The 19,639-nt window shown below is 65.3% G+C and carries 11 protein-coding genes and 2 pseudogenes; 3 read left to right on the forward strand and 10 right to left on the reverse strand.

Annotation, left to right across the window (positions count from 1 at the left end; translation table 11 throughout):
* Positions 1-293: 293 nt before the first annotated feature.
* Complete coding sequence (locus G6N08_RS17445; protein ID WP_163759323.1) at positions 294-1,493, reverse strand: hypothetical protein; 1,200 nt, start codon at positions 1,491-1,493, stop codon at positions 294-296.
* Between the two features lie 1,805 nt (positions 1,494-3,298).
* Here G6N08_RS17445 and gjpA point away from each other — a divergent pair.
* Positions 3,299-4,495 carry an outer membrane porin GjpA gene (gene gjpA, locus G6N08_RS17450; protein WP_163759326.1) on the forward strand — a complete coding sequence of 399 codons (1,197 nt, stop codon included), beginning with the start codon at positions 3,299-3,301 and terminating at the stop codon, positions 4,493-4,495.
* Between the two features lie 55 nt (positions 4,496-4,550).
* Positions 4,551-6,362 carry a fatty acyl-AMP ligase gene (locus tag G6N08_RS17455; protein WP_163759328.1) on the forward strand — a complete coding sequence of 604 codons (1,812 nt, stop codon included), beginning with the start codon at positions 4,551-4,553 and terminating at the stop codon, positions 6,360-6,362.
* Positions 6,363-6,612: 250 nt separating this feature from the next.
* Here G6N08_RS17455 and G6N08_RS17460 read toward each other — a convergent pair whose 3' ends face one another.
* From G6N08_RS17460 to G6N08_RS17500, 9 genes and pseudogenes are all read right to left on the reverse strand, one after another.
* Positions 6,613-7,698, reverse strand: a complete 1,086-nt coding sequence (locus G6N08_RS17460) for a hypothetical protein (RefSeq protein WP_163759331.1) — start codon at positions 7,696-7,698, stop codon at positions 6,613-6,615.
* Between the two features lie 516 nt (positions 7,699-8,214).
* Entirely contained in the window at positions 8,215-9,108 is an 894-nt protein-coding gene (locus G6N08_RS17465; protein ID WP_163759333.1) for a dihydrodipicolinate synthase family protein, read from the reverse strand.
* A gap of 18 nt (positions 9,109-9,126) precedes the next feature.
* On the reverse strand, positions 9,127-9,912 hold the full coding sequence (locus G6N08_RS17470) for an aldolase (RefSeq protein WP_163759335.1): 786 nt from the start codon (positions 9,910-9,912) through the stop codon (positions 9,127-9,129).
* Positions 9,913-10,062: 150 nt separating this feature from the next.
* Positions 10,063-11,076, reverse strand: coding sequence for an Rv2578c family radical SAM protein (locus G6N08_RS17475; protein WP_163759337.1), 1,014 nt, complete (start codon positions 11,074-11,076; stop codon positions 10,063-10,065).
* Positions 11,077-11,136: 60 nt separating this feature from the next.
* Positions 11,137-12,507, reverse strand: a pseudogene (locus G6N08_RS17480) (HNH endonuclease signature motif containing protein).
* 684 nt (positions 12,508-13,191) lie between these two features.
* Positions 13,192-14,463: a histidine--tRNA ligase gene (gene hisS / locus G6N08_RS17485; protein WP_163759339.1), complete on the reverse strand. Its 1,272-nt coding sequence runs from the start codon at positions 14,461-14,463 to the stop codon at positions 13,192-13,194.
* Positions 14,460-15,134, reverse strand: coding sequence for an MBL fold metallo-hydrolase (locus G6N08_RS17490; RefSeq protein ID WP_163759341.1), 675 nt, complete (start codon positions 15,132-15,134; stop codon positions 14,460-14,462). The genes hisS and G6N08_RS17490 overlap by 4 nt, the downstream gene beginning before the upstream one ends.
* A gap of 51 nt (positions 15,135-15,185) precedes the next feature.
* On the reverse strand, positions 15,186-16,565 hold the full coding sequence (gene tnpB / locus G6N08_RS17495) for an IS607 family element RNA-guided endonuclease TnpB (RefSeq protein WP_163760822.1): 1,380 nt from the start codon (positions 16,563-16,565) through the stop codon (positions 15,186-15,188).
* A 33-nt stretch (positions 16,566-16,598) separates the two neighbouring features.
* Positions 16,599-16,940, reverse strand: a pseudogene (locus tag G6N08_RS17500) (IS607 family transposase); the annotation flags it as partial.
* Between the two features lie 652 nt (positions 16,941-17,592).
* On the opposite strand from G6N08_RS17500, the gene G6N08_RS17505 reads away from it, so the two are divergent.
* Positions 17,593-18,960, forward strand: coding sequence for a hypothetical protein (locus G6N08_RS17505; RefSeq protein WP_163759343.1), 1,368 nt, complete (start codon positions 17,593-17,595; stop codon positions 18,958-18,960).
* Positions 18,961-19,639 lie beyond the last annotated feature (679 nt).

The following is a 19,639-nucleotide window of genomic DNA, read 5'->3' on the forward strand; positions in this document are numbered from 1 at the left end:
AATACTAGGCTCGCACAAACCACAGGGAGTGAACTTAGCGGAAATTCGGGGAAACACCACGACCCCACGGTGAGTTAATCTCGGCAACTCGCAGTCGCCGGCCCGGCCTCCGGTGGCGCGAGGCCTGCGCATGTCAACGGCGCGTCCGGACCTGAGAGCACTGCACCGCGGGAGGTTTCCGCACTCGGCGCTACGACATGTCGGCGTCCCGCGCCCACGCGATCACACCCGACCGAATGGGCGTCCTTCCCGCACACCTGGTGAGCGGGAAGGACGCCCACCGCCTCGGCCGGTCAGGGGATCAGGCCCAGCAGCATGGTGGGGATATCCGCAGCGAACCCGCTCAGCATCGAGCTCATGCCCGCCGGGTCGAATATCGCTGAGAGATCACCGAGGTTCAGCGCCGCGCTGAGATCGGCGGTGGCCGAACTGAGCATCGTGCTCAGATCCGGTAACCCACTCGAGCCCGCGGCCCCGGTCAGGTCGCTGGCGCTCGCGGCCGCGCTGTGCGCCGGTTCGATCGCGTGGGCGAGGGCCAGCCGCGCCCACAGCAGCGCGAAAATCGTGCCGTCTTTCTCCAGGGCCGGGAAAAGACCGCTGCCGAACGGCAACGGCGACGGCAACGTGGTGGAGGTGAGCAGGCCACTGCCGGGGAAGCCTAGGACGCCGATCAACTCGCTGGGCCCGAAAGTGGCCGTGGTGCCGTTGAGGATGGCGTCGGTGACATACGCCGGGGCGTTGACGATATCGCTCAGCGCGGTCAGGTACTGCCCGTCCTGCATGGCGGTGACGATGTCCTGGGCCAGGGTCGCCGATTCCGCGAGACCGGCGTGCACCGGGAAGATCACCGAGGCCAGGCTCAGACCCAGCGGGCTGGTCGTCCCGGCAAGCTCCGGGATAAGGTCACTGATAGTCGGGTTGCCGGTGAAGAGGGCATCGACGAACTTGTCGGCATTGCCCGCCATCCCCTCGGCGACCGACTCCGTCGCGGTGAACAGGTCGTTGATCGGGATCAGCAGGCCGCCCTTCCCGAACGAGACCGCGTAGTTCCAGATGTCGCCGACCCCGGTGAGGATCTGGCCCGAGGCGATATCACCCAACGCGGTCTGCAGCACGGCCGGCAGCCCATCGGCAAACGCCGCCAGGCCGCTGCTGGCCGATTCCAGCCCGCCGGCGAGCGTATCGGCGTAACCAAGCTGGTTGCTCAGGATCTGCGACATGATGGGAAACGGGTCGGCCAGGACGATGTCGGCCAGCTTCTGCAGGTTGTCGGCGGTCGTCGAAAAGACGTCCAACCACTCGGTGATGGGGTTGGTGAACGTGCCCAGGTCAGCGGCGCTTGCGCCGCCGAGGACATCGGCCGCCGCCGAGGTGAGCTGTACCGCGCGCTGCTGCAGCTCCAGCGACGGACCCGCCACGGGTGTGACGGCAATCAGGCCGGCGGCCGCGACGCCGACACCGGCGGTGACATACGGGCGCAGAGCAAGTTCCATACGACATGTCCTTTGATCGCTGTGGCAGGGTGCGAACGCGCAAACGCGCATCGGACATTACCCAAGAGTAAGCTGAGACGCAACACACATTTTCTTGTGAACTGTGAGGCTGCTGCATACCCGAGTTGACACTGTTACCCGGTTGCTCGCCCGCAGCGACCTCGACCGGACCATGACCATGGCCGGCTGCCGGGGCGCCGATTCTGCACACCCGTCCCGCACGACTCGTCGCGTCAAAACACGTGTCAGACAACACCATTCGACATAGCCGGTGATGTCTGCAACGGCTGCCGCCCGCTGGCGGCGCGGCGAAAACGGCATCGGCCGGCCGCCCCCGGCTCACCCCCGCCGACCGCTCTCCCCGCGCGGGCCAGGTGACCGGACTCGCCGCACCGCCGCACAATACTGAACGCGAGCTGATAACGGCCCGCGGCGCTGTCGCAGCGATGCCACCCGCAGCTGCGAGCGTCGTGTCGCCGCGCAGCGGACACCCGGGCCGGTCGGGTGCCGGCGGGGAACGGGTCGTGCGGCGCATCGTCCTGATGACGGTCTGCGACCCCGGGAAGACCCCAGACGGCGGTTCAGCAGTCCCACGGAGTCCGTCGACTGGGCGGCGACGACAGACCGGGAGTTGATCTCGGCAGCTCGCAGTCGCCGGCCCAGCCTCCGGTGGCGCGAGGCCTGCGCATGTCAACGGCGCGCCCGGACCTGAGAACATCGCATCGCTGGATGTTTCCGCGCTCGGGCGGTACGACATGTTGGCGTCCCGCACCCACGCGACCGAATGGGAGCCCTTCCCGCTCAACAGGTGTGCGGGAAGGGCGCCCACCACGGCGAACCCCCTCAGCATCGAGCTCCTGCCCGCCGGGTCGAATATCGCTGAGAGATCACCGAGGTTCAGCGCCGCGCTGAGATCGGCGGCGGCTGAACTCAGCATCGTGCTCAGATCAGGTAACCGATTCGAGCCTGCGGCCCCGGTCAGGTCGCTGGCGCTTGCGGCCGCACATAACCTGTGAGGGAGCTTAAAATTGTCATCAATGAAAACTGACTGTCAGTTTGTGACCTTGATCGTGAAAAGTGTGGCTGATGTTACCTCTAGCTGGGCATCGGGGCAGTCCTCCGCATCGCCACACACCCGCGAATCACCCAAAACCCCTCTCCGACGCCGAGGCGTGGCGATACGTCACAGACTGGCTCGTGGTCCCGGTGTTGATTCCAACTGCGACCGACCTCACCGCGCGGGTGTGTGCACGATTCTGCGCCAGGTCGTGATTACTGTAAACCTGGTCCCTGATGCGTAGTCGGCTGCTTTCGCGATCGAGTATGGAGTCGAATTAGTCTCTGCGGATACGGATCTCATGCGCTTCTCCGGTGTTCGCTGGGTTACCCGTTAGCCCCTGATGAACGCTCGCCACAACAACCGAGGCACCAATAGGCGGCACGGGCGGGTCGCCAGTGAGCTCCCTTGGTGCAGGGGCTTTTGGCGGCGGTGCGCAACGGCCGGGCCGGCGCGGTCACAAAAGCCGAGCTCCTGATCGCTGCCATGGCAGCGTGCCGGCGCCCTTAGGTTGTCTGGGGAGGTTTGCTGGCCTTGGCCAACAGGGACGGCGCACCCTCGGAGTGCCGCAGGGTGTGGGTCGGCGACACCGACCGCGGCAGGGGCACTGATAGCCGCGTAGCTTGGAGACAAAACACAGAAGACACTGAGATTCTGCTAATAATTATGTATTGCAGGTAAGTATATTTTTCGCTAACGTCTTCTGCTGGACGACGGCCGAAGGCATCACTAGCAGAGGAGCACGGTCATGCAGTTAGCTCTTCGCCCCTACGCCACGACCGGCGCGGCGTTGCTGGGCGGTAGTGTCATCGCCCTCACCCCGGTGGCGCCGCCTCGACTCGCTCTGCCCGATATGCAGTCACCGGCGGTGCGGCTGACCGCCGACGGGATTGACCTCCTCACCCCGTGGATCGACCAGGTCAACGAAGCCTCCGCGAACGCGTCGAGGCTCGTCGACAACTTCGCCCTGGCCCCGGCGGTGGGGCTGCAGCAGGCCATTGTCAACCAGGTCACCTACCTGGGGGATGTGATCAACGATCCGGCGCAGCTAGGCGCCGTGCTGGTCGATATGAAAGACAACCTGCAGACCGTGGTGTCGTCGCTGTTGCTGTACGACGCGAGCGATTCGACCTTGTCTGCAGTGCAAGACCACACCCTCAATGGCCTGCACAGCCTCGTCGCGCAAATTCTTCCCGGTGAGTTACCCGAGTCCGACCAGGCCTTGGCCACGACGATCGTCAATGTGCTGTCGTCCCCGGCCAGCGCCATGCTCATCGGCGCCCTGGGTCCGATCATCAGCCCCGGGGTGTCGCTGATCAACAGCGCCGAGGCGATCATGGCCGCGCTCTCCGCCGATGACCCCTCGGCAGCGTGGCAGGCCCTGTTGGCGACGCCAGCGGACTTTGTGGGCGCTTTCTTCAACGGTGCCACCCTCAATCTCGACTTCCTGGTACCGCTGTTGCCGAAGAGCTTCGACATCACCGCGCTCAGCTACGCCTTCGGCGGGCTGCTCACCCCGGGTGATGTGTCGCAAACGTACGATTTCTACAACAGCTCCGGCGACGTCATCCAATCGATCCCTGCTGTGGGTGGCTCCATGCTCAACGCCCTCGGCATCACCGCCCTAGGGGTTCCCATTCCCGGTGAGCCGGTCGGCCCGATTGCCGCACTGGAGAGCTTCTCCCAGATTGTCGGGGTGCTGCTCGGCGATAACTGGGATGCCAAAGGACACCCGCCGGTTCCCCCACTGTCCACGCTGACCTTCCCGACCATCCCGACTGGCGACTCGGGCAGCGCTGCGGCTGTGTTTACCGACGCGCTGAACGCATTCAACGTGGACGACCTCGGCACTGCCGATTCGCTCACGGCTCTGCTGAGCGGCGGGATGGCTGAACTGGCAGCGCTGCCGGAGCATATCCTCAACGGCCTGCTCGCTCTGTTCTAGTCGGCACCTGTCGGCGCGGCAGGCGACGACCCCAGCGAACGAGACGCGACAGCAAATGACCGCGCTGACTCTGGTGGATCTGCTGCAGGAACGGGCTGGCCTTTACCACGACAAGGTGGCGTTCAGCTTCTCCTACTACGGCGATGGGGTAGACAGCACCCAGCTGACCTATCGCGAGCTGGAAAACAAGGCACGAGCGATCGCATCGCGGCTGCAACAACACGGTGCCGCCGGTGAGCGGGTGCTGGTGATATGCCGCCCGGGACTGGACTGCATCGCCGCCTTTTTCGGGTGCGTCTACGCCGGTGCGGTTGCCGTGCCGGTACATCAGCGGCTCGCACCGCGGCTACGATCGGTCGTCCCCGACGCCCAAGCCGGCTTCGCACTCACCACCCCCGAGACACCACCCGAGGTGCGGGCCGCCGTCGACCTTCTCGCCGCGAAGCGGCCCCTGCAGTGGTTTACCACCGACGCGGACGACGCCGAGCACTGGGTGGCGCCCGACATCGACGCGGACGCTGTCGCCATGGTCCAGTACACCTCCGGCTCCACCGGCTCGCCGAGGGGCGTTGTGCTCACCCACCGCAACCTTGTGCACAACTTGGAAACCATCCGTCAAACCACCCGCGCTGACGAGTATGGAATCGGTGTGTACTGGCTGCCGCCTCACCATGACTTGGGTCTCATCGGTGGCGTGTTGTCCACCCTGTACGTCGGACGCACCACCATGCTGATGTCGCCGACGGCGTTCATCAAGCGCCCGCTGCGCTGGCTGGAAGCCATCTCCCGATATCGCGGCACCATCACCACCGCGCCGAACTTCGCTTACGACTTGTGTGTCGAGCACAGCAGCCCGGCCGAGCGCGCCGCCCTCGACCTGTCCAGCCTGTCCACCGCGATGAATGGCGCCGAGCCGGTGCGCGAGGCCACCCTGACGGCGTTCGCCGACGCGTTCGCCCCGGCCGGTTTCCGGCCCGAAACCTTTTCCCCAGTCTACGGATTGGCGGAGGCCACGCTGATGGTATCCGGTGGACGGCGCACGGCGCTGCCGACGGTTGTCCACATCGATCGCAACGCGCTGGGCGAGGACCGCGTCGCCGAGACCCCGCCGGATGATCCGGCCGCTGCAGCAGTGGTGGGGTGCGGCCGGCCCCGACAGCACATCGTCATCGTGGACCCGGAGACCCGCCTGCGCCGCGGGCCCGATGAGGTCGGGGAGATCTGGATCACCGGACCCAGTGTTGCCCAAAGTTATTGGAACCGGCCCGAGGACACCGAGCGCACCTTCGCGGCGACGGTGGCCGACACCGGGGAGGGCCCGTTCCTGCGCACCGGCGATATGGGTTTCCTGCGCGGCGGCGAACTGTTTGTCACCGGGCGATGCAAAGACCTCGTCGTCATCGGCGGCCGCAACTACTACCCCAATGACATCGAGGAAACCGTGCAAAACTGCCACCCGGCGTTTATGTCAGGCCGCGGCGCGGTGTTTGCGACCCCACCCGCCGAGGGCGCCGCCGACCAGCTCGTCATTGTGCAGGAGGTTAACCGCGATCGTATCGGTCAGGCCGAACTCACCGAAATGGTCGACGCTATCCAGGCCGCACTCTCCGACCACCACGGGATCACGGCACGATCGGTGATCCTGGTCGGGCCGATGCGGATCCCCACCACGTCGAGTGGCAAGATCCAGCGCGGACTGTGCAAACAGCAGTTCCTCGACCGCACCCTCGAGACCCTGGCCGAATGGCACGGCCCGCCCCAACCCGACAATGGCGTCACCACCGACAAGCTGGCGGCGGCGATCAAAATCGCCGGGCTCGTCACACTCGCCTCAGCGCTGCAGCAGCGGTCCGCTGAACAAGGCTGACGCCACGTCATCGAGAAACAATGACCGCGCAATGAGCTCAATCAGCAGGGCACGCCCAGCACCGCCTGCGCCGCAATGACTTTCGGATCTCACTTCGGTGGTGTGCGACGGCCCGCGCTTGACAACTCCTGAACGCAATCCTGAACGCAACGCCGCCGTGACTGCTGTGCGAGCATCATTGCGGTGTCGGTCAGGGTCGCGCCGCGGGTCCGGGCCCACCGCTGCGGGTCCGAGCCCACCGGGGCGCGCGTCAGGGGATCAGGGCCGGCAGCATCGCGGGAAGCTCCGCTGCGAGCCCGGCCAGCGATGAGGCCAGCCCCGCCGGGTCGAACAGCGCCGCGAAATCAGCGGGGTTCAGCAGCGAGCCCAAATCCGTCGGGTTCAGCGCCGCGCTGAGGTCGCTGAGCGCCGCGGAGGGGTCCAATGCGGCGGCGGCGCTGGTCGACGTCGGCGTGATTGCCTCGGCGACAGCGTTACGTACCTCCAACAACCCATAAATCAACCCGCCGAGACCCGGATAGAGAACGCCCGGATTCGAGCTGTCCCCGTTGAGAAAGGCGTCGACCAGGGTGGTCGGGGCCAGGACAACCGTTTCGGCAAACGCCAGCGGATTTGCGGTCTGCATCGCCGCGATCAGGTCGGCCAGGATTCCCCCGGTGGCGTTCACCAGGCTGCCCGGCGGGTCGATCAGGCCAAGTGCGGCGAAGATCTGGCTTTGGAAGAACGCTGTGGCCGCAGCTTCCAGATTCTTCAGCGACGCCTCGACGACCTGCGGGACCGCCATCAACAACGGAGTAGCAGCCTCCAGCAGCGGAGTGAGGACGGGGTTGGACCAGAAGAAGCTGTAAAACCCGGTCTGGAACGTGTCGAGGGACATCAGGTCAGACAGGGCGCTTTGTTGGGCGGGTATGAAGTCGGTGCTGAAATAGTTGACGACGCTCGTGGCCGAATCTTCGGCCGCAGTGGCCAGGCTGGTGGCGTAGCCGATCTGGTTGGTCAGAATCTGCTCGAGGATAAATGGGCCCGCCAGCGCCATATCGGCCAAACTGCTGGAATTGGCGAGGGTGTCCGCGAACAGCTGTAGCGGCCCGACCAGCGCGTAGGGGGCAGAGTCGCCCAGGCTGCTCGCCGGACTCAGCAGCTCACCGATGAGGCCCGACGACGATCCGCCCGCTTCGGTGATGGCGTTGACCATCTGACTGGCGTCGCTCACCAGACCGGTGAGGTCGGCTCCCGCGGTGAGCTGGACGTCGCGCTGCTGCAGCGCCCCTGGCGGCAGTACCGCCGGGGTGACGGCGGCACTGGCGGCAATGACAGCGCGCGGAGCAACCCGCATCCTCGTTTCCTTCCACGACGTTCCACGGGTAAACAGGCGAACAACTCCGGCGAGACTACATGAGAATAATCTGATAGGCAAACAATATGGTTGGTCGGCGACAATACCGGCGCGTCGCGCAATCTGACCAACACCTGAGCAACGAGTGCGGCTTCGGGTGACGCTGAGAATGCTCGTCTCATGCGGTCACCGTATCCACATAGGTAGTTTGCTGGACTTGAGCAGATCGGCCCCCGCCGCTGATGCTGCTATGTGGAAATATCTCTGCTGCAGAGCCTTTTACAGCGCTACCTAATATTCCGAGCGGTAGTATGATCGGCCTGAACGATAGCTGGCGACCAATAAGACAGGCCTCTAATATGGCCGCATTCCTCAGCGGCAATCGCCACATGTCCGGCGCTCAGCCCGCAGCCGCCACCCCGTGCCTGTCCTTATCGACACCGCACGCAGACCTGAGAGGTAGCTGAGAACGCGATGCGGGCCGGAAACCCGGGCCGGTGGGCATAGCGCGCCGGCTTAGCCCACGGTGAGCAGTCTGCGCAGTTCGGCGCGGTCCTCAGCCTCGAGCGGCAGCAGCGGAAGACGCGGATCCCCGACGGGGAACCCGAGCAGATCCAGCCCGGCCTTGACGGTGGTGGGTAAACCACCGCTGACGATGAACTGCAGCAGCGGTTTGAGGTCGGTGTAAATCGTGTGCGCCGTGTCCCACTCGCCGGCGCGCGCCGCGGTGTACAGATCCAGGCACGGCTGCGGCCGCAGGTTGGGTGCCGCCGTGCACCAGCCCGCCGCGCCGACCCGCAACGCGTCGAGCACCAACGGATTGCTGCCGTTGTAAAACGGCAACTGCCCGCCGCTCAGCTCGGCGATGCGGCGCATCCGCGACAGCTCACCAGTGGACTCCTTGACCATGGTGAGGTTGTCGACCGTATCGAACATGCGCACCAGCAGCTCGGGACTCATGTCCACCCCGCTGGTGGCCGGGTTGTTGTAGGCCATGATCGGGATGCCGATGGCCGCGCCGACCCGGGTGTAATGCCCGAGTATCTCCCGCTCGCTGAGTTTCCAATACGACACCGGGATCACCTGCACCGCATCGGCTCCAGCCTTTTCGGCGTAGCGGGCACGCCGGATCGTGTTGGCAGTGGTCAAGTCGGAGACGCCGACAATGACGGGCACCCGGCCGTCGGCCGCGGCGATCGTCGTGTCGACCACGGTGTCGAACTCGCGCTCGTCGAGATAGGCCAGCTCGCCGGTGCTGCCCAGCGCGGCGATCGCATGGACCCCCGCGGCGATCAGCCGCTCGATCAGCGCCGTCAGTGTCATGGTGTCGACGGTGTCTGAGCCCGCAGAGAACGGCGTCACCGGGTAGGCGATGATGCCGTGGATGGGGGGCGTAGCGGGTTCGGACACGGGCGGGCTCCTTCGTGGTCAGCTGCGCAGCACATCGGGGTGCCGGGCCAGCGCGCGACGCGCGTAGTAGGCGAAGTTCGCCCGGCTGCGCTGCGGTGTCAACGTCCAGTCGTGGGCCTCACGGGCCAGCCGCTCAGGCAGTTCTTTGACCGTGCCCGCCGCCATCGCGGCCAGCTGCAACCTGGCCGCGCGCTCGATCAAAAGTGCCAGCGAACAGGCTTCCTCGACGCTGGCCCCGGCCACCACCTGGCCGTGGTGAGCCAACAGGATGGCCTTTTTGTCGCCGAGGGCGGCGCTGATGATCTCCCCCTCCTCGTTACCCACCGGCACCCCGGGCCATTCGGCGAGAAACGCGCAGTCGTCGTATAGCGGTGTGGTGTCCATGTGCGCAACGATCAGCGGCACTTCCAGCATCGACAACGCCGCCACGTGAAAGGCATGGGTGTGCACGATGCAGGTGACATCCGGACGGGCGCGGTAAATCCAACTGTGGAAACGGTTGGCGGGATTGGCCATGCCCTGACCGTCGAGCACGTGCAGATCCTCGTCGACGAGCAGCAGATTGTCCTCGGTGATCTCATCGAATCCCAGCCCCAGCTGCTGGGTGTAGTAGGTCGCGGGCTCGTCGGCGCGGGCGGTGATCTGACCGGCCAGACCCGAGTCATGGCCGGCGTCGAACAGCACCCGACACGTCAGTGCCACCTTCTGCCGGATCGTCAGCCCCGAATCGGTGACGTTGGCGGCCAGGCTCTCCTGGGCGCGGCGCATTAACTCGGATTTGGCATCGGAAAACGTGGTTGCCATCGGGGCTCCTGGATCGTCGTGCCTGATAACTGAACACCATAGGAAACGTTGTGTGATCGGGGGGACGCCGCTGACCGAGGATGCCGTCGACCAGGACAGGAGACGGGCCGTGAAAGTCGCGCGGGGCCGGGAGTTTCGCCGCGTCACACCTCAAAACAGTGCAGGCTGGACCGGTGCCGGCGGTGCTGCCACCGCCGGCGCCATCGTCACCGGCCGGTGGTCGCCCGATAGCCGGTATTTTGCGATCAGCGGCGCGACCCGCTGTCTCAACTCGTCGCGATAGTCCCGAGGCAGGTAGGCGCTGCGCCGGTATAGGTCGCGGTACCGGCCAACCAATTCGGGACGCGAACGCGCCAGCCAGGACAGGAACCATCCGCGGGTCGAGCCGCGCAGATGCAGCCCGAACACCGTCACACCGGTGGCGCCGGCGGCCGCGATCCGGCCCAGCAGCTCGTCGAGATGCTCCGCGCTGTCGGTCACGTACGGCAGCACTGGTGCGACCATCACATGGCAGCCCAGTCCGGCCGCGCGGATCGCGCTGATCAGGCCCAGCCGCGCGTGTGGCGTGGGTGTTCCGGGTTCGACGTCACGGTGCAGCTGTGGGTCCGCGATCGCCAACGACACCGCCAGTGACACTGAAACCTGTTGTGATGCTTGAGAAATCAGTGCAAGATCGCGGCGCAGCAGGGTTCCCTTGGTGAGGATGGAAAACGGCGTTCCGGATTCTGCCAGCGCACCGATGATCCCGGGCATCAGTGCATATCGGCCCTCGGCCCGCTGGTAGGGATCGGTGTTGGTGCCCAGGGCAACGGTCTCACGCCGCCACGACGGCCGGCGCAGCTCGCGGCGCAGCACCTCGGCGACATTGGTTTTGACGACGATCTGCGTGTCGAAGCCGGTGCCGCAGTCGAACTCGAGGTATTCGTGCGTCGGACGGGCGAAGCAGTAGCGGCAGGCGTGCGAACAGCCCCGATACCCGTTGACGGTGTAGCGGAACGGCAGCGCGGCGGCCTCAGGAACTGTGTTGAGCGCCGACTTGCACAGCACCTCGTGGAAGGTCAGGCCGTCGAACTGCGGAGTGCGCACACTGCGCACCAGCCCGAGCCGCTGCAGCCCGGGCAGTGCTCCGTCGTCGACGTCGACACCTTGGGTCGCCCACCGCATCCCTCAATTCGAACATGGGTTCGATTCATTGTCAACGGCGCCGTCCCGGTGTGTACCGCGTCAAGGATCGTCTTCGTCGCCGCGGAGCAGCTTTTCGGGATGATGAAAGCTGTTGGTGCGCGGCTGGCCGTGGTCGAGATGCGGTGGCGGTATCCATTCGGTGTCCCCGGTGGCCAGTGTGCGGGTTTTCCAGCCGCCGGGCTTGACCAGCGGATGATGCTGCCCGCACCCGAACGTCAGGTCATCGACATTGCTGGTGCGGCAGGTGGCGAAGTCGGTGACATGATGGACTTCGCAAAAATAGCCAGGCACATCGCATCCCGGGAAGCTGCAGCCACGGTCCTTGGCGTACAACACAATTCGTTGTCCCGGCGAGGCCAGGCGTTTGGTGTGATAGAGCGCGATCGGACGCCCCTTGTCGAAGATGGCCAGGTAGTGATGGGCGTGGCGGGCCAGCCGGATGACATCGCTCATCGGGAGCAGGCTGCCTCCCGCGGTGAGCGCCTGGCCGGAGCCGGCCTGCAAATCGGCCAATGTCGTGGACACGATGATGGTGGCCGGTAGCCCGTTGTGTTGTCCCAGCTGCCCCGACGCCAGGATCGCGCGCACGACAGCGTTGAGCGCGTCGTGGTTGCGCTGACCGGTCGAGCGAGTATCGCGGCCAATGGCGTGCTCGCCGGGTGTGTCATCGACGACGGGCGTCTGATCGTCGGGGTGGCACACACCGGGAGCGGCCTAGCGGGCCAGCACTGCCTCCAGGCCGGCACGCAGTTCGGGGGTGACCCAGCCCCGGATCGGGCTCATCCCGTCGGGGTCTTGGTTACCCAGGGTGAGGCTCCGCCGTCGGGCCCGATCCTCGTCGGTGTAGTTGCCGTCGGGGTTCAGGCAGTCCGCCAGCTTGTCGGCCAGCGTACCCAGCTGATCGGGGCGGTACTGGGCGGCCAGTTTCGCCAGATGCGCCTCGGCGCAGTCCTGGGTTGCCACATCCACCCAGTCGGGCAACTGACCGAAAAACCGCCGGATCACCGCCACCTGCCCGGCTCCGATCTGCCCGCGGCGCTGCCCGGCCGCCGTCGCGGGTAACACCGGCGCGAGCGGTTCGCCATTCAGCGCGCGGCGCGGTCCCAGTTCGGCGGCCTCTCGGATGCGGCGGGCGGCATCGGCGCGGCTGATACGCAGCCGGTCGGCCAACGCGTGCGAAAGCCGTCCGCCCAGTTCCTGCTCACTGGACTGTTCGGCGAGCTGGTTGACCAAGGGGTGTTCCGCCGCCGGCAGGCATCGGCGTATCCGCTCCAGACGCTCCAACAGCCGCAACCGTTCCGGCGTCGTCAACGCCTCGAATTCCAGCTCGATAACCTCATCCAGCGCGGTCTGCAGCGCGTCGAACTTGGCGACCATCGCCCGCCGGTCCACAATCCCGCGCCAACCCATACCCCGAACCTAGCCACGGGGTCTGACATTGATGACGGAAGAGCGTTACCGCGCAGGTGGGTTTGACTGACGCTGTGCCGGGTTGTCTTTGACGTGATCTGCCCGGCCTGTGTGGTGCGTGCCGTGAGCACGCGGGTCGGCGCGGACATGACTTGGTCAGGAGCCTGGCCGTTCTCACCGGTGTGTTGTCTGCCCGCCCTGTCGGTGTGTGCCCTATCCACCGTCAGATCAGAAGGGACACCCCCATCTTGGCAGAATCCACGCTCATCGTCGGCGGCGCAGACACCCCCGTCGACACCATCCACCTCGCCGCGATCACGATGACCGGCGCAGCCGCTGGCGACACGGAGTTCCCCACGCCGGTTACACCGCGGCGATCAAATCGCCCCAAGACCGTGGCTGATCCGTGGGCGCAGTCGGTGCTTGTCGCAGTCAAGCTGCTGGCGCAACGTGTGCAGTTCGTGCAGTCCCGATCCCAAATCGATGCACCCGCCGCAGAAGCTGCCCGTGCCGGCATCATCGGGCAGACCACCACACATTGGCTCTCACGCGCCGGTGACCGCGCCGCCAACAACGCGCGCATCGCCTTGGTGCAGATGCCAGTCACGAATAGGAGCAGCAGATACCCCAGCAACCGCAGTGACACAAGTGATCTCGCCGGCGGAGCGGATCAGGCCCGGAAAGCTATGAACCCGTCACACCCAGACGCGATATCACCTCGGCCACGACGGTGGTGATCGCCACGTCAACCTGCTCACCGGTGAACAGGTCTTTCACTGCGACCGTGCCGGCCTCGATATCCCGATCACCGGCGATCAACGTCAGGCGCGCCCCCGAGCGGTCGGCGGCCCGCATCGCACCCTTGAGCCCTCGCTGACCGTAGGCCAGGTCGACGCGCACACCGGCGGCCCGCAACTGTGCGGCCAGCACCGCCAGTCGCAGCTTGGCCTGCTCGCTCAGCGGCACACCGAATACCTCACAGCGCGCAGTCTCCCCCACGGTTTTGCCCTCGGCGCGCAACGCCAGCATGGTGCGGTCGACACCGAGCCCGAATCCGATGCCGGACAGGTCGGCTCCGCCGAGCTGGCGCATCAGTCCGTCGTAGCGCCCACCGCCACCGATACCCGATTGCGCGCCCAGCCCGTCGTGCACGAATTCGAACGCGGTCTTGGTGTAGTAGTCCAGTCCCCGCACCAGACGAGGGTTGATCACATACCGCACGCCGAAGGCGTCCAAATGCGCCAGCACGGTGTCGAAGTGCTGCTTGGCGACATCGGAGAGATGGTCAAGCATCACCGGCGCATCGGCCGTCATCGCCTTGATCTGCGGGCGTTTGTCGTCGAGTACCCGCATCGGGTTGATCTCGGCGCGCCTGCGGGTCTCCTCGTCCAGGTCGAGCGCAAACAGGAACTCCTGCAACAATTCCCGGTACTGTGGCCGACAGGTGTCGTCGCCCAGCGAGGTGATTTCCAGCCGGAATCCCTCCAGGCCCAGTGAGCGGAACCCCGCGTCGGCCACCGCGATCACCTCGGCGTCCAGCGCCGGGTCGTCGACACCGATGGCCTCCACCCCGACCTGCTGCAGCTGACGGTAGCGGCCGGCCTGGGGGCGCTCATAGCGGAAGAACGGCCCCGCATAGCAGAGTTTGACCGGCAGCGCGCCGCGGTCCAGGCCGTGTTCGATTACCGCGCGCACCACCCCGGCGGTGCCTTCCGGGCGCAGCGTCACCGACCGCTCGCCGCGATCGGCGAAGGTGTACATCTCCTTGGACACCACATCGGTGGACTCGCCCACGCCGCGGGCGAACAGCGCCGTGTCCTCGAAAACCGGCAGTTCGATATCGCGGTAGCCCGCCCGGCGGGCGGCCGCGAGCAGCCCGTCGCGCACCGCCACGAATTGCGCCGACTCCGGCGGAACGTAGTCCGGCACCCCCTTCGGCGCGGAAAAGGCACTCACGAGCTCAGGCCTTCGAGGAACGGGTTTTCGTGGCGTTCAGCGCCGATGGTGGTTTTGGGGCCGTGCCCGGGCAGCACCACGGTGTCGTCGTCCAGTACCAGCAGTTTGTCCACGATCGAGCACAGCAGGTCACGCCCGCTGCCGCCGGGCAGGTCGGTGCGGCCCACCGACCGAGCGAACAGTGTGTCACCGGTGAACACCACATCGGTCGTGCTCGAATACTCCCGCGGCACGCGGAAAGCGACCGACCCGCGGGTGTGCCCCGGGGTGTGGTCCACGGTGATCGGGATGCCGCCAAGGTCGAGCTTGTCACCGTCACGGCCGAGTTCGACGACCTGTTTGGGCTCGCGGAAGAACGCGCCCGCCAGCAGCTGCGCCAGCCGCGGACCCACACCGTTGATCGGGTCGGTGAGCATGAACCGATCCTCGGGATGGATGTAGGTGGGGCAGCCGAAGGTGTCCGACACTTTCTGGGCCGACCACATGTGGTCGATGTGCCCGTGGGTGAGCAGCACCGCAGCCGGGGTGAGCCGGTGCTCGTCGAGGATACGCCGCAGCGGGCCCATCGCCCGCTGGCCCGGGTCCACGATGACGGCGTCGGCCCCCTGACGCGGAGCGAGCACATAACAGTTGCACTGCAGCAAGCCCGCGGGAAATCCGGTGATCAACACGATCCCCAGTGTCCCATCTCGTCACCGTTGCAAGTGAGTGGTCTTTAGTGATCACGCGACTTGCACCCCGTCTCGGGGTTGTTCGGCAGCCTTGCGGCTGCGTCCCTTCCGCGCTTCACGGCCACCCGCCGGGCGAGGCCCGGTCTTAGGGTCGGCTCCACGCTTGACGGCGGCCCCGACTGGGCCGACGACGCTAATGGTTTCCTGGTAGCGCGCGAGGGTCACGGCGGCGTTGTCATCACGCTGATGCGACGCCAAGCAAGCGTCGCATAGCCAATGGTCGTCCCAGCCGATGTCTCGCACATGCCCGCAGGCGTGGCAGGTTTTCGATGACGGGAACCAGCGATCGGCGACCACGAGTTGTGATCCGTACCAGACCGTCGTGTAGGACAGGTGCCGACGCGGGGTGCCCAAGGCGGCATCGGACAGTCCGCGCCGCCTGGCGCGGGCACCCGGCAGGCCCTTTTGCCGCAGCATCCCCGCCGCGTCCAAACCTTCGACAACGATGCGGCCGTGGGTTTTGGCCAATCGTGTTGTCAGGACGTGCAGGTGATGGGTGCGGACATCGGTGACCCGGCGATGCAGCCGGGACATCTCGGTGGTGCGCTCACGATATTGTCGTGAACCTTTCACGCAGCGCGACCGGGCACAGCAGACATGCCGCAACTCGCCCAGCGCGGCATCAAGCCGGCGCGGGTTGGGCACTCGCTCGATCACCGTGCCGTCCACGGTAGCCACCGTGGCCAGCCGGCGGACCCCGACATCAACACCCACCCGTGAGTCGGGCTGCGCAACCTTCGCGTGCTGGGGGCGGTGGACAACAACTCGCACGCTGGCATCGATCCGGGTGCCGTTACGGCGCACACTGACCGCCAGCACCCGCGCCCGGCCTGTGGTGATCAGCCGCTCCACCCGGCGGGTGTTCTCATGGGTGCGCACCGTGCCGATCACCGGCAGCGTCAGGTGTCGCCGGTCTGGCTCGACCCGCATCGCCCCGGTCGAAAACGCCACCCGATCGGCGTCGCGTCCCTTGCGCTTGCACCGCGGGAAGCCGACACGCTTGCCCGCGCGCGTGCCCGCCCGCGAGGTCTGCCAGTTCCAGTAGGCATCCACCGCCCCGCCAATCCCGTCGGCGTAGGCCTCTTTCGAGCATTCCGGCCACCACACCTGCCCGGTCTCTGCGTTGACGCAAACCTCGTCCTTGACGGTGTTCCAGCGTTTGCGCAGCACCCGCAGCGACGGCTTCGCGATCCCGACACCCCCCGCACGCCAGGCCGCGATATCGGCTTTCAGGGTGGCCACGGTCCAGTTGAATGCCTTGCGCCGAGCCCCGAAATGCCGGGCCAGCGACCGGGCCTGGTCCTCGGCCGGGTCCAGGGTGAACCGAAACGCCTGCACACACCACCCCTCGGGCACCTCGAATCTGGCCATCAGGCCGCCTCCGCTCCTACGACGACCCCGCCGCGCTGCTGCGTGGCGAGCCCGGTTGGCCGCCGCGCGTTTGCCATAGCGTCGCGCACACATCGAGGTCAAAATCTCTGTCATATCCCGCACCAAGTCATCGTCAACCTCGGCCGAGTCGACCACCACCAGCTCACGGCCCTGGGCGGCGAATGCGGCTTCGACATACTCAGAGCCGAACCGGCAGAACCGATCCCGATGCTCCACCACGATTCACGTCACCGCCGGATCGCCTAACAGAGTAAGAAACCTGCGGCGATGCCCGCCCAGCGCAGCACCAACCTCGGTCACCACCTTGTCGACGACGACCCGCTGGGTCGTGGCCCACGCGCTCACCCGCGCCACACCGTTTCGCTCCGCCCACGCCGCCAGATTCATGCTTCTGTTCCTCCAGCACACCACCGACAACTACCGACCACTCAACCCGCAACAGCTAGCAACCCCTTATCTGTGATGCGGGGCCCCGGTAGCGGGTGGATCCGGGTGGTTTTTCGTTGTCCGGCGCCTCGTTGTCGCCCGCGCTCACGATCGGGGTCACGGTGCAGCGCCCGCCGCGCAGCGAGGACGAACGACCTTGAGGCCGAATAAGATCCGGCATAGGGTCGCCCGACGAGGAGCCCCGTGCGCCCCCGTAGTCTCTCGGCGGGCTTGTGGCTGCCGTCCTCTCGTCGGGCCTCTGTTCGGCGGCCACCGTTACGATCGGTGTTTCCGCTCAACTAGCAGCCAACTACCGGTTTTGCGAACCCGTCCGGGCATCCTGGCTTGGTACTCGGCATTTCATTGCCAGTTTGACCAGCGTTACCAGACTACCCTGTGTTGCTTCGTCGTGCCGAAAAGCTCTGGGCGCCAAAGCATCTGGAGTCACGAGTGGTCTCACGCCGCCAGCCAGGGGTTCGCGAGGAACTGTCCGCTGGCATCAATTCTTAAGTTGTGTTGACATTCTCCTGTGGGAAATTTAACATCGCCGCAAGTGTTTTGCTTACTTCGAGGGGGTATAATGCGCGCCAACACACTCCGGCCGTCGGTCACTGCTGGTATCGCGATCCTTGGCGCTGGGCTCATCGGTGTTTGCCCAGCGGGACTGCAGGCTCTCGACATCCAGCACCGGCCTGTGACGTTGACCTCCATTGCTGATGCGACTCCATTGGCGAGCGGTGCAGTCGACGCGCTGAGCCTGAGCAACTTGACGTTCACGCTGGGCGATTTGATTGATCTACTGGGCCTGAGCAACAAGGGGCTGATTCCGTTCGCGACCACTCTTGCCAATTCCCTGGGCTTGGGTGGTGACACGGTAAGCGGTCTGGTCAATGACTTGGGCTTAGGCCAGACACCCCTAGATCAGTTGCTGAGCTCCCTGGTTGGTCCGTTGGGCCTGAGCAACGTCACGCTGGGTGATTTGCTCAATGGCCTGGGCTTGAGCAACGAGGGGCTGGTGCCCTTCCTGACCACCCTTGTCAATGCCCTGGGTTTGGGGAATGACACACTCGACAGTTTGGTCACTAACCTGGGGTTCAACGAAGATCTCGGCACCGTGCTGCAAAGCTTCACACCTGTCATCGACGCGTTAGGCCTGAGCAATCTGACGTTTGGCAATCTTGTTGACGCGGTAGACCTCCAGAACGTTCCCATCAGCACCGTCCTTACCGACCTGGGTGCGCAGCCCACTGCAGTAAATGACTTACTGGCTGTCCTTAGCCCTCTTGGGATTACCGACGTCGGCGAGCTTCTGAATTATTTAGGCCTGACGAATGCAGATGTATTTGCCGGCCTGGTAAATTTGACCAGCGACCCTAACCTCGCTATTTCTTCGCTTACCGTTGTCGACGTGCTGAATAACCTGGGTATCGGCGACGTGACCCTGGACACCCTGCTCGGCGGTCTGAGCAAAGTCGACTTCCTGCAAACCATGACTGTGGGCAGCACGTTAGCGAATCTCGGTATTAACGACGTGACTTTGGGTAACATCCTCACGAGCGGCCTGATTCCGGACACCGCGACAGTGGATAGCCTGCTCAGCGGCCTGGGGCTCAGCAACGTGACCGTGGACACCCTGCTCGGTGACCTGGACAACGTCAGCTTCCTCCAGAATCTGACACTGGGCGGACTGCTCAACGACTTGGGTATCAGTAATGACAGTGTGATTAATGTACTGATTAAGTTAATCACCGGTCTATATCTGAGCCCCGCTAGTGCGGCCGCAAGTGATGTATTCACCGGCTTGGGACCCAGCGATATAAATGTGAGCACATTAATTGGCGATCTTGCAATCCCGGCCGAGTCTATAGCTGCGCAAATCCAAGGGATAACGGCGGATCTGCTTCCGGCTATCAGCACGGTTTGGTTAGACCTCGCTAGTATTTTCTGATACTGGCCGAACGTCGTCCACAGGGTTGCGGAATCGGCCCCGGTGATTTCCGATCGCAGTCTTGTCACCGAGACCTGACAGCCTTCGTCGAGGCACCGGCCGGCGGAATGTGCTGAGCAGCTTCCCGGTTACCGCCGGCACCCGGGTTTCGGCGCGTCACCTGGTTGGCCCGGGCATCGTGCGGATTGTCGGCGTCACGTTGTGGCTCGGCCGCATCCGCGGTGTTCGGTGCGTCAGGGCACTTCGGGTCGGCCAATGTCGGCGCCCCTGCGGCAGCGCCGTACTGGGGCCCGCTGGGCCGGAGCGCCTGCTGCTCAGCATCAGCGGGCCGATCGCCTTAGGCTGCGGATCACCCGCACACGTGACCACGTGACACGGCCAATAACCAGCCAGCGCGCCTGCATCTCGTGGTTCTATGCCACTTGCGTGGTAGCGCTGGTGTACAAGCCGCTGAGGGCGTCTTTCGCACCCCTGTGTAGGAGTGGTAGGCGAGCCGATTATCCGCCTGCCTCCGGTCTTTGAGGGTCTTTGAGCCTACACACTCGACGTCAAGCGCTCGTGTTGCCGATGGTCGGGAATCTGCTCCAGCCTCGCGGCCAGGTGTGGACTGGCGCGTCAACACAATCTGGTGGCGCGTCCCCTGGGCAGCGTCGACAGCACAGCCTGCACACCTCTGACA

The sequence above is a fragment of the Mycobacterium botniense genome, from assembly GCF_010723305.1.
GTDB lineage: Bacteria > Actinomycetota > Actinomycetes > Mycobacteriales > Mycobacteriaceae > Mycobacterium > Mycobacterium botniense.

Excerpts from the sequence above, each read along its gene's own strand:
- G6N08_RS17445 (WP_163759323.1), bottom strand. The coding sequence starts at position 1,493 with ATGGAACTTGCTCTGCGCCCGTATGTCACCGCCGGTGTCGGCGTCGCG.
- gjpA (WP_163759326.1), top strand. The coding sequence starts at position 3,299 with ATGCAGTTAGCTCTTCGCCCCTACGCCACGACCGGCGCGGCGTTGCTG.
- G6N08_RS17455 (WP_163759328.1), top strand. The coding sequence starts at position 4,551 with ATGACCGCGCTGACTCTGGTGGATCTGCTGCAGGAACGGGCTGGCCTT.
- G6N08_RS17460 (WP_163759331.1), bottom strand. The coding sequence starts at position 7,698 with ATGCGGGTTGCTCCGCGCGCTGTCATTGCCGCCAGTGCCGCCGTCACC.
- G6N08_RS17470 (WP_163759335.1), bottom strand. The coding sequence starts at position 9,912 with ATGGCAACCACGTTTTCCGATGCCAAATCCGAGTTAATGCGCCGCGCC.
- G6N08_RS17475 (WP_163759337.1), bottom strand. The coding sequence starts at position 11,076 with ATGCGGTGGGCGACCCAAGGTGTCGACGTCGACGACGGAGCACTGCCC.
- tnpB (WP_163760822.1), bottom strand. The coding sequence starts at position 16,565 with ATGGCCAGATTCGAGGTGCCCGAGGGGTGGTGTGTGCAGGCGTTTCGG.
- G6N08_RS17505 (WP_163759343.1), top strand. The coding sequence starts at position 17,593 with ATGCGCGCCAACACACTCCGGCCGTCGGTCACTGCTGGTATCGCGATC.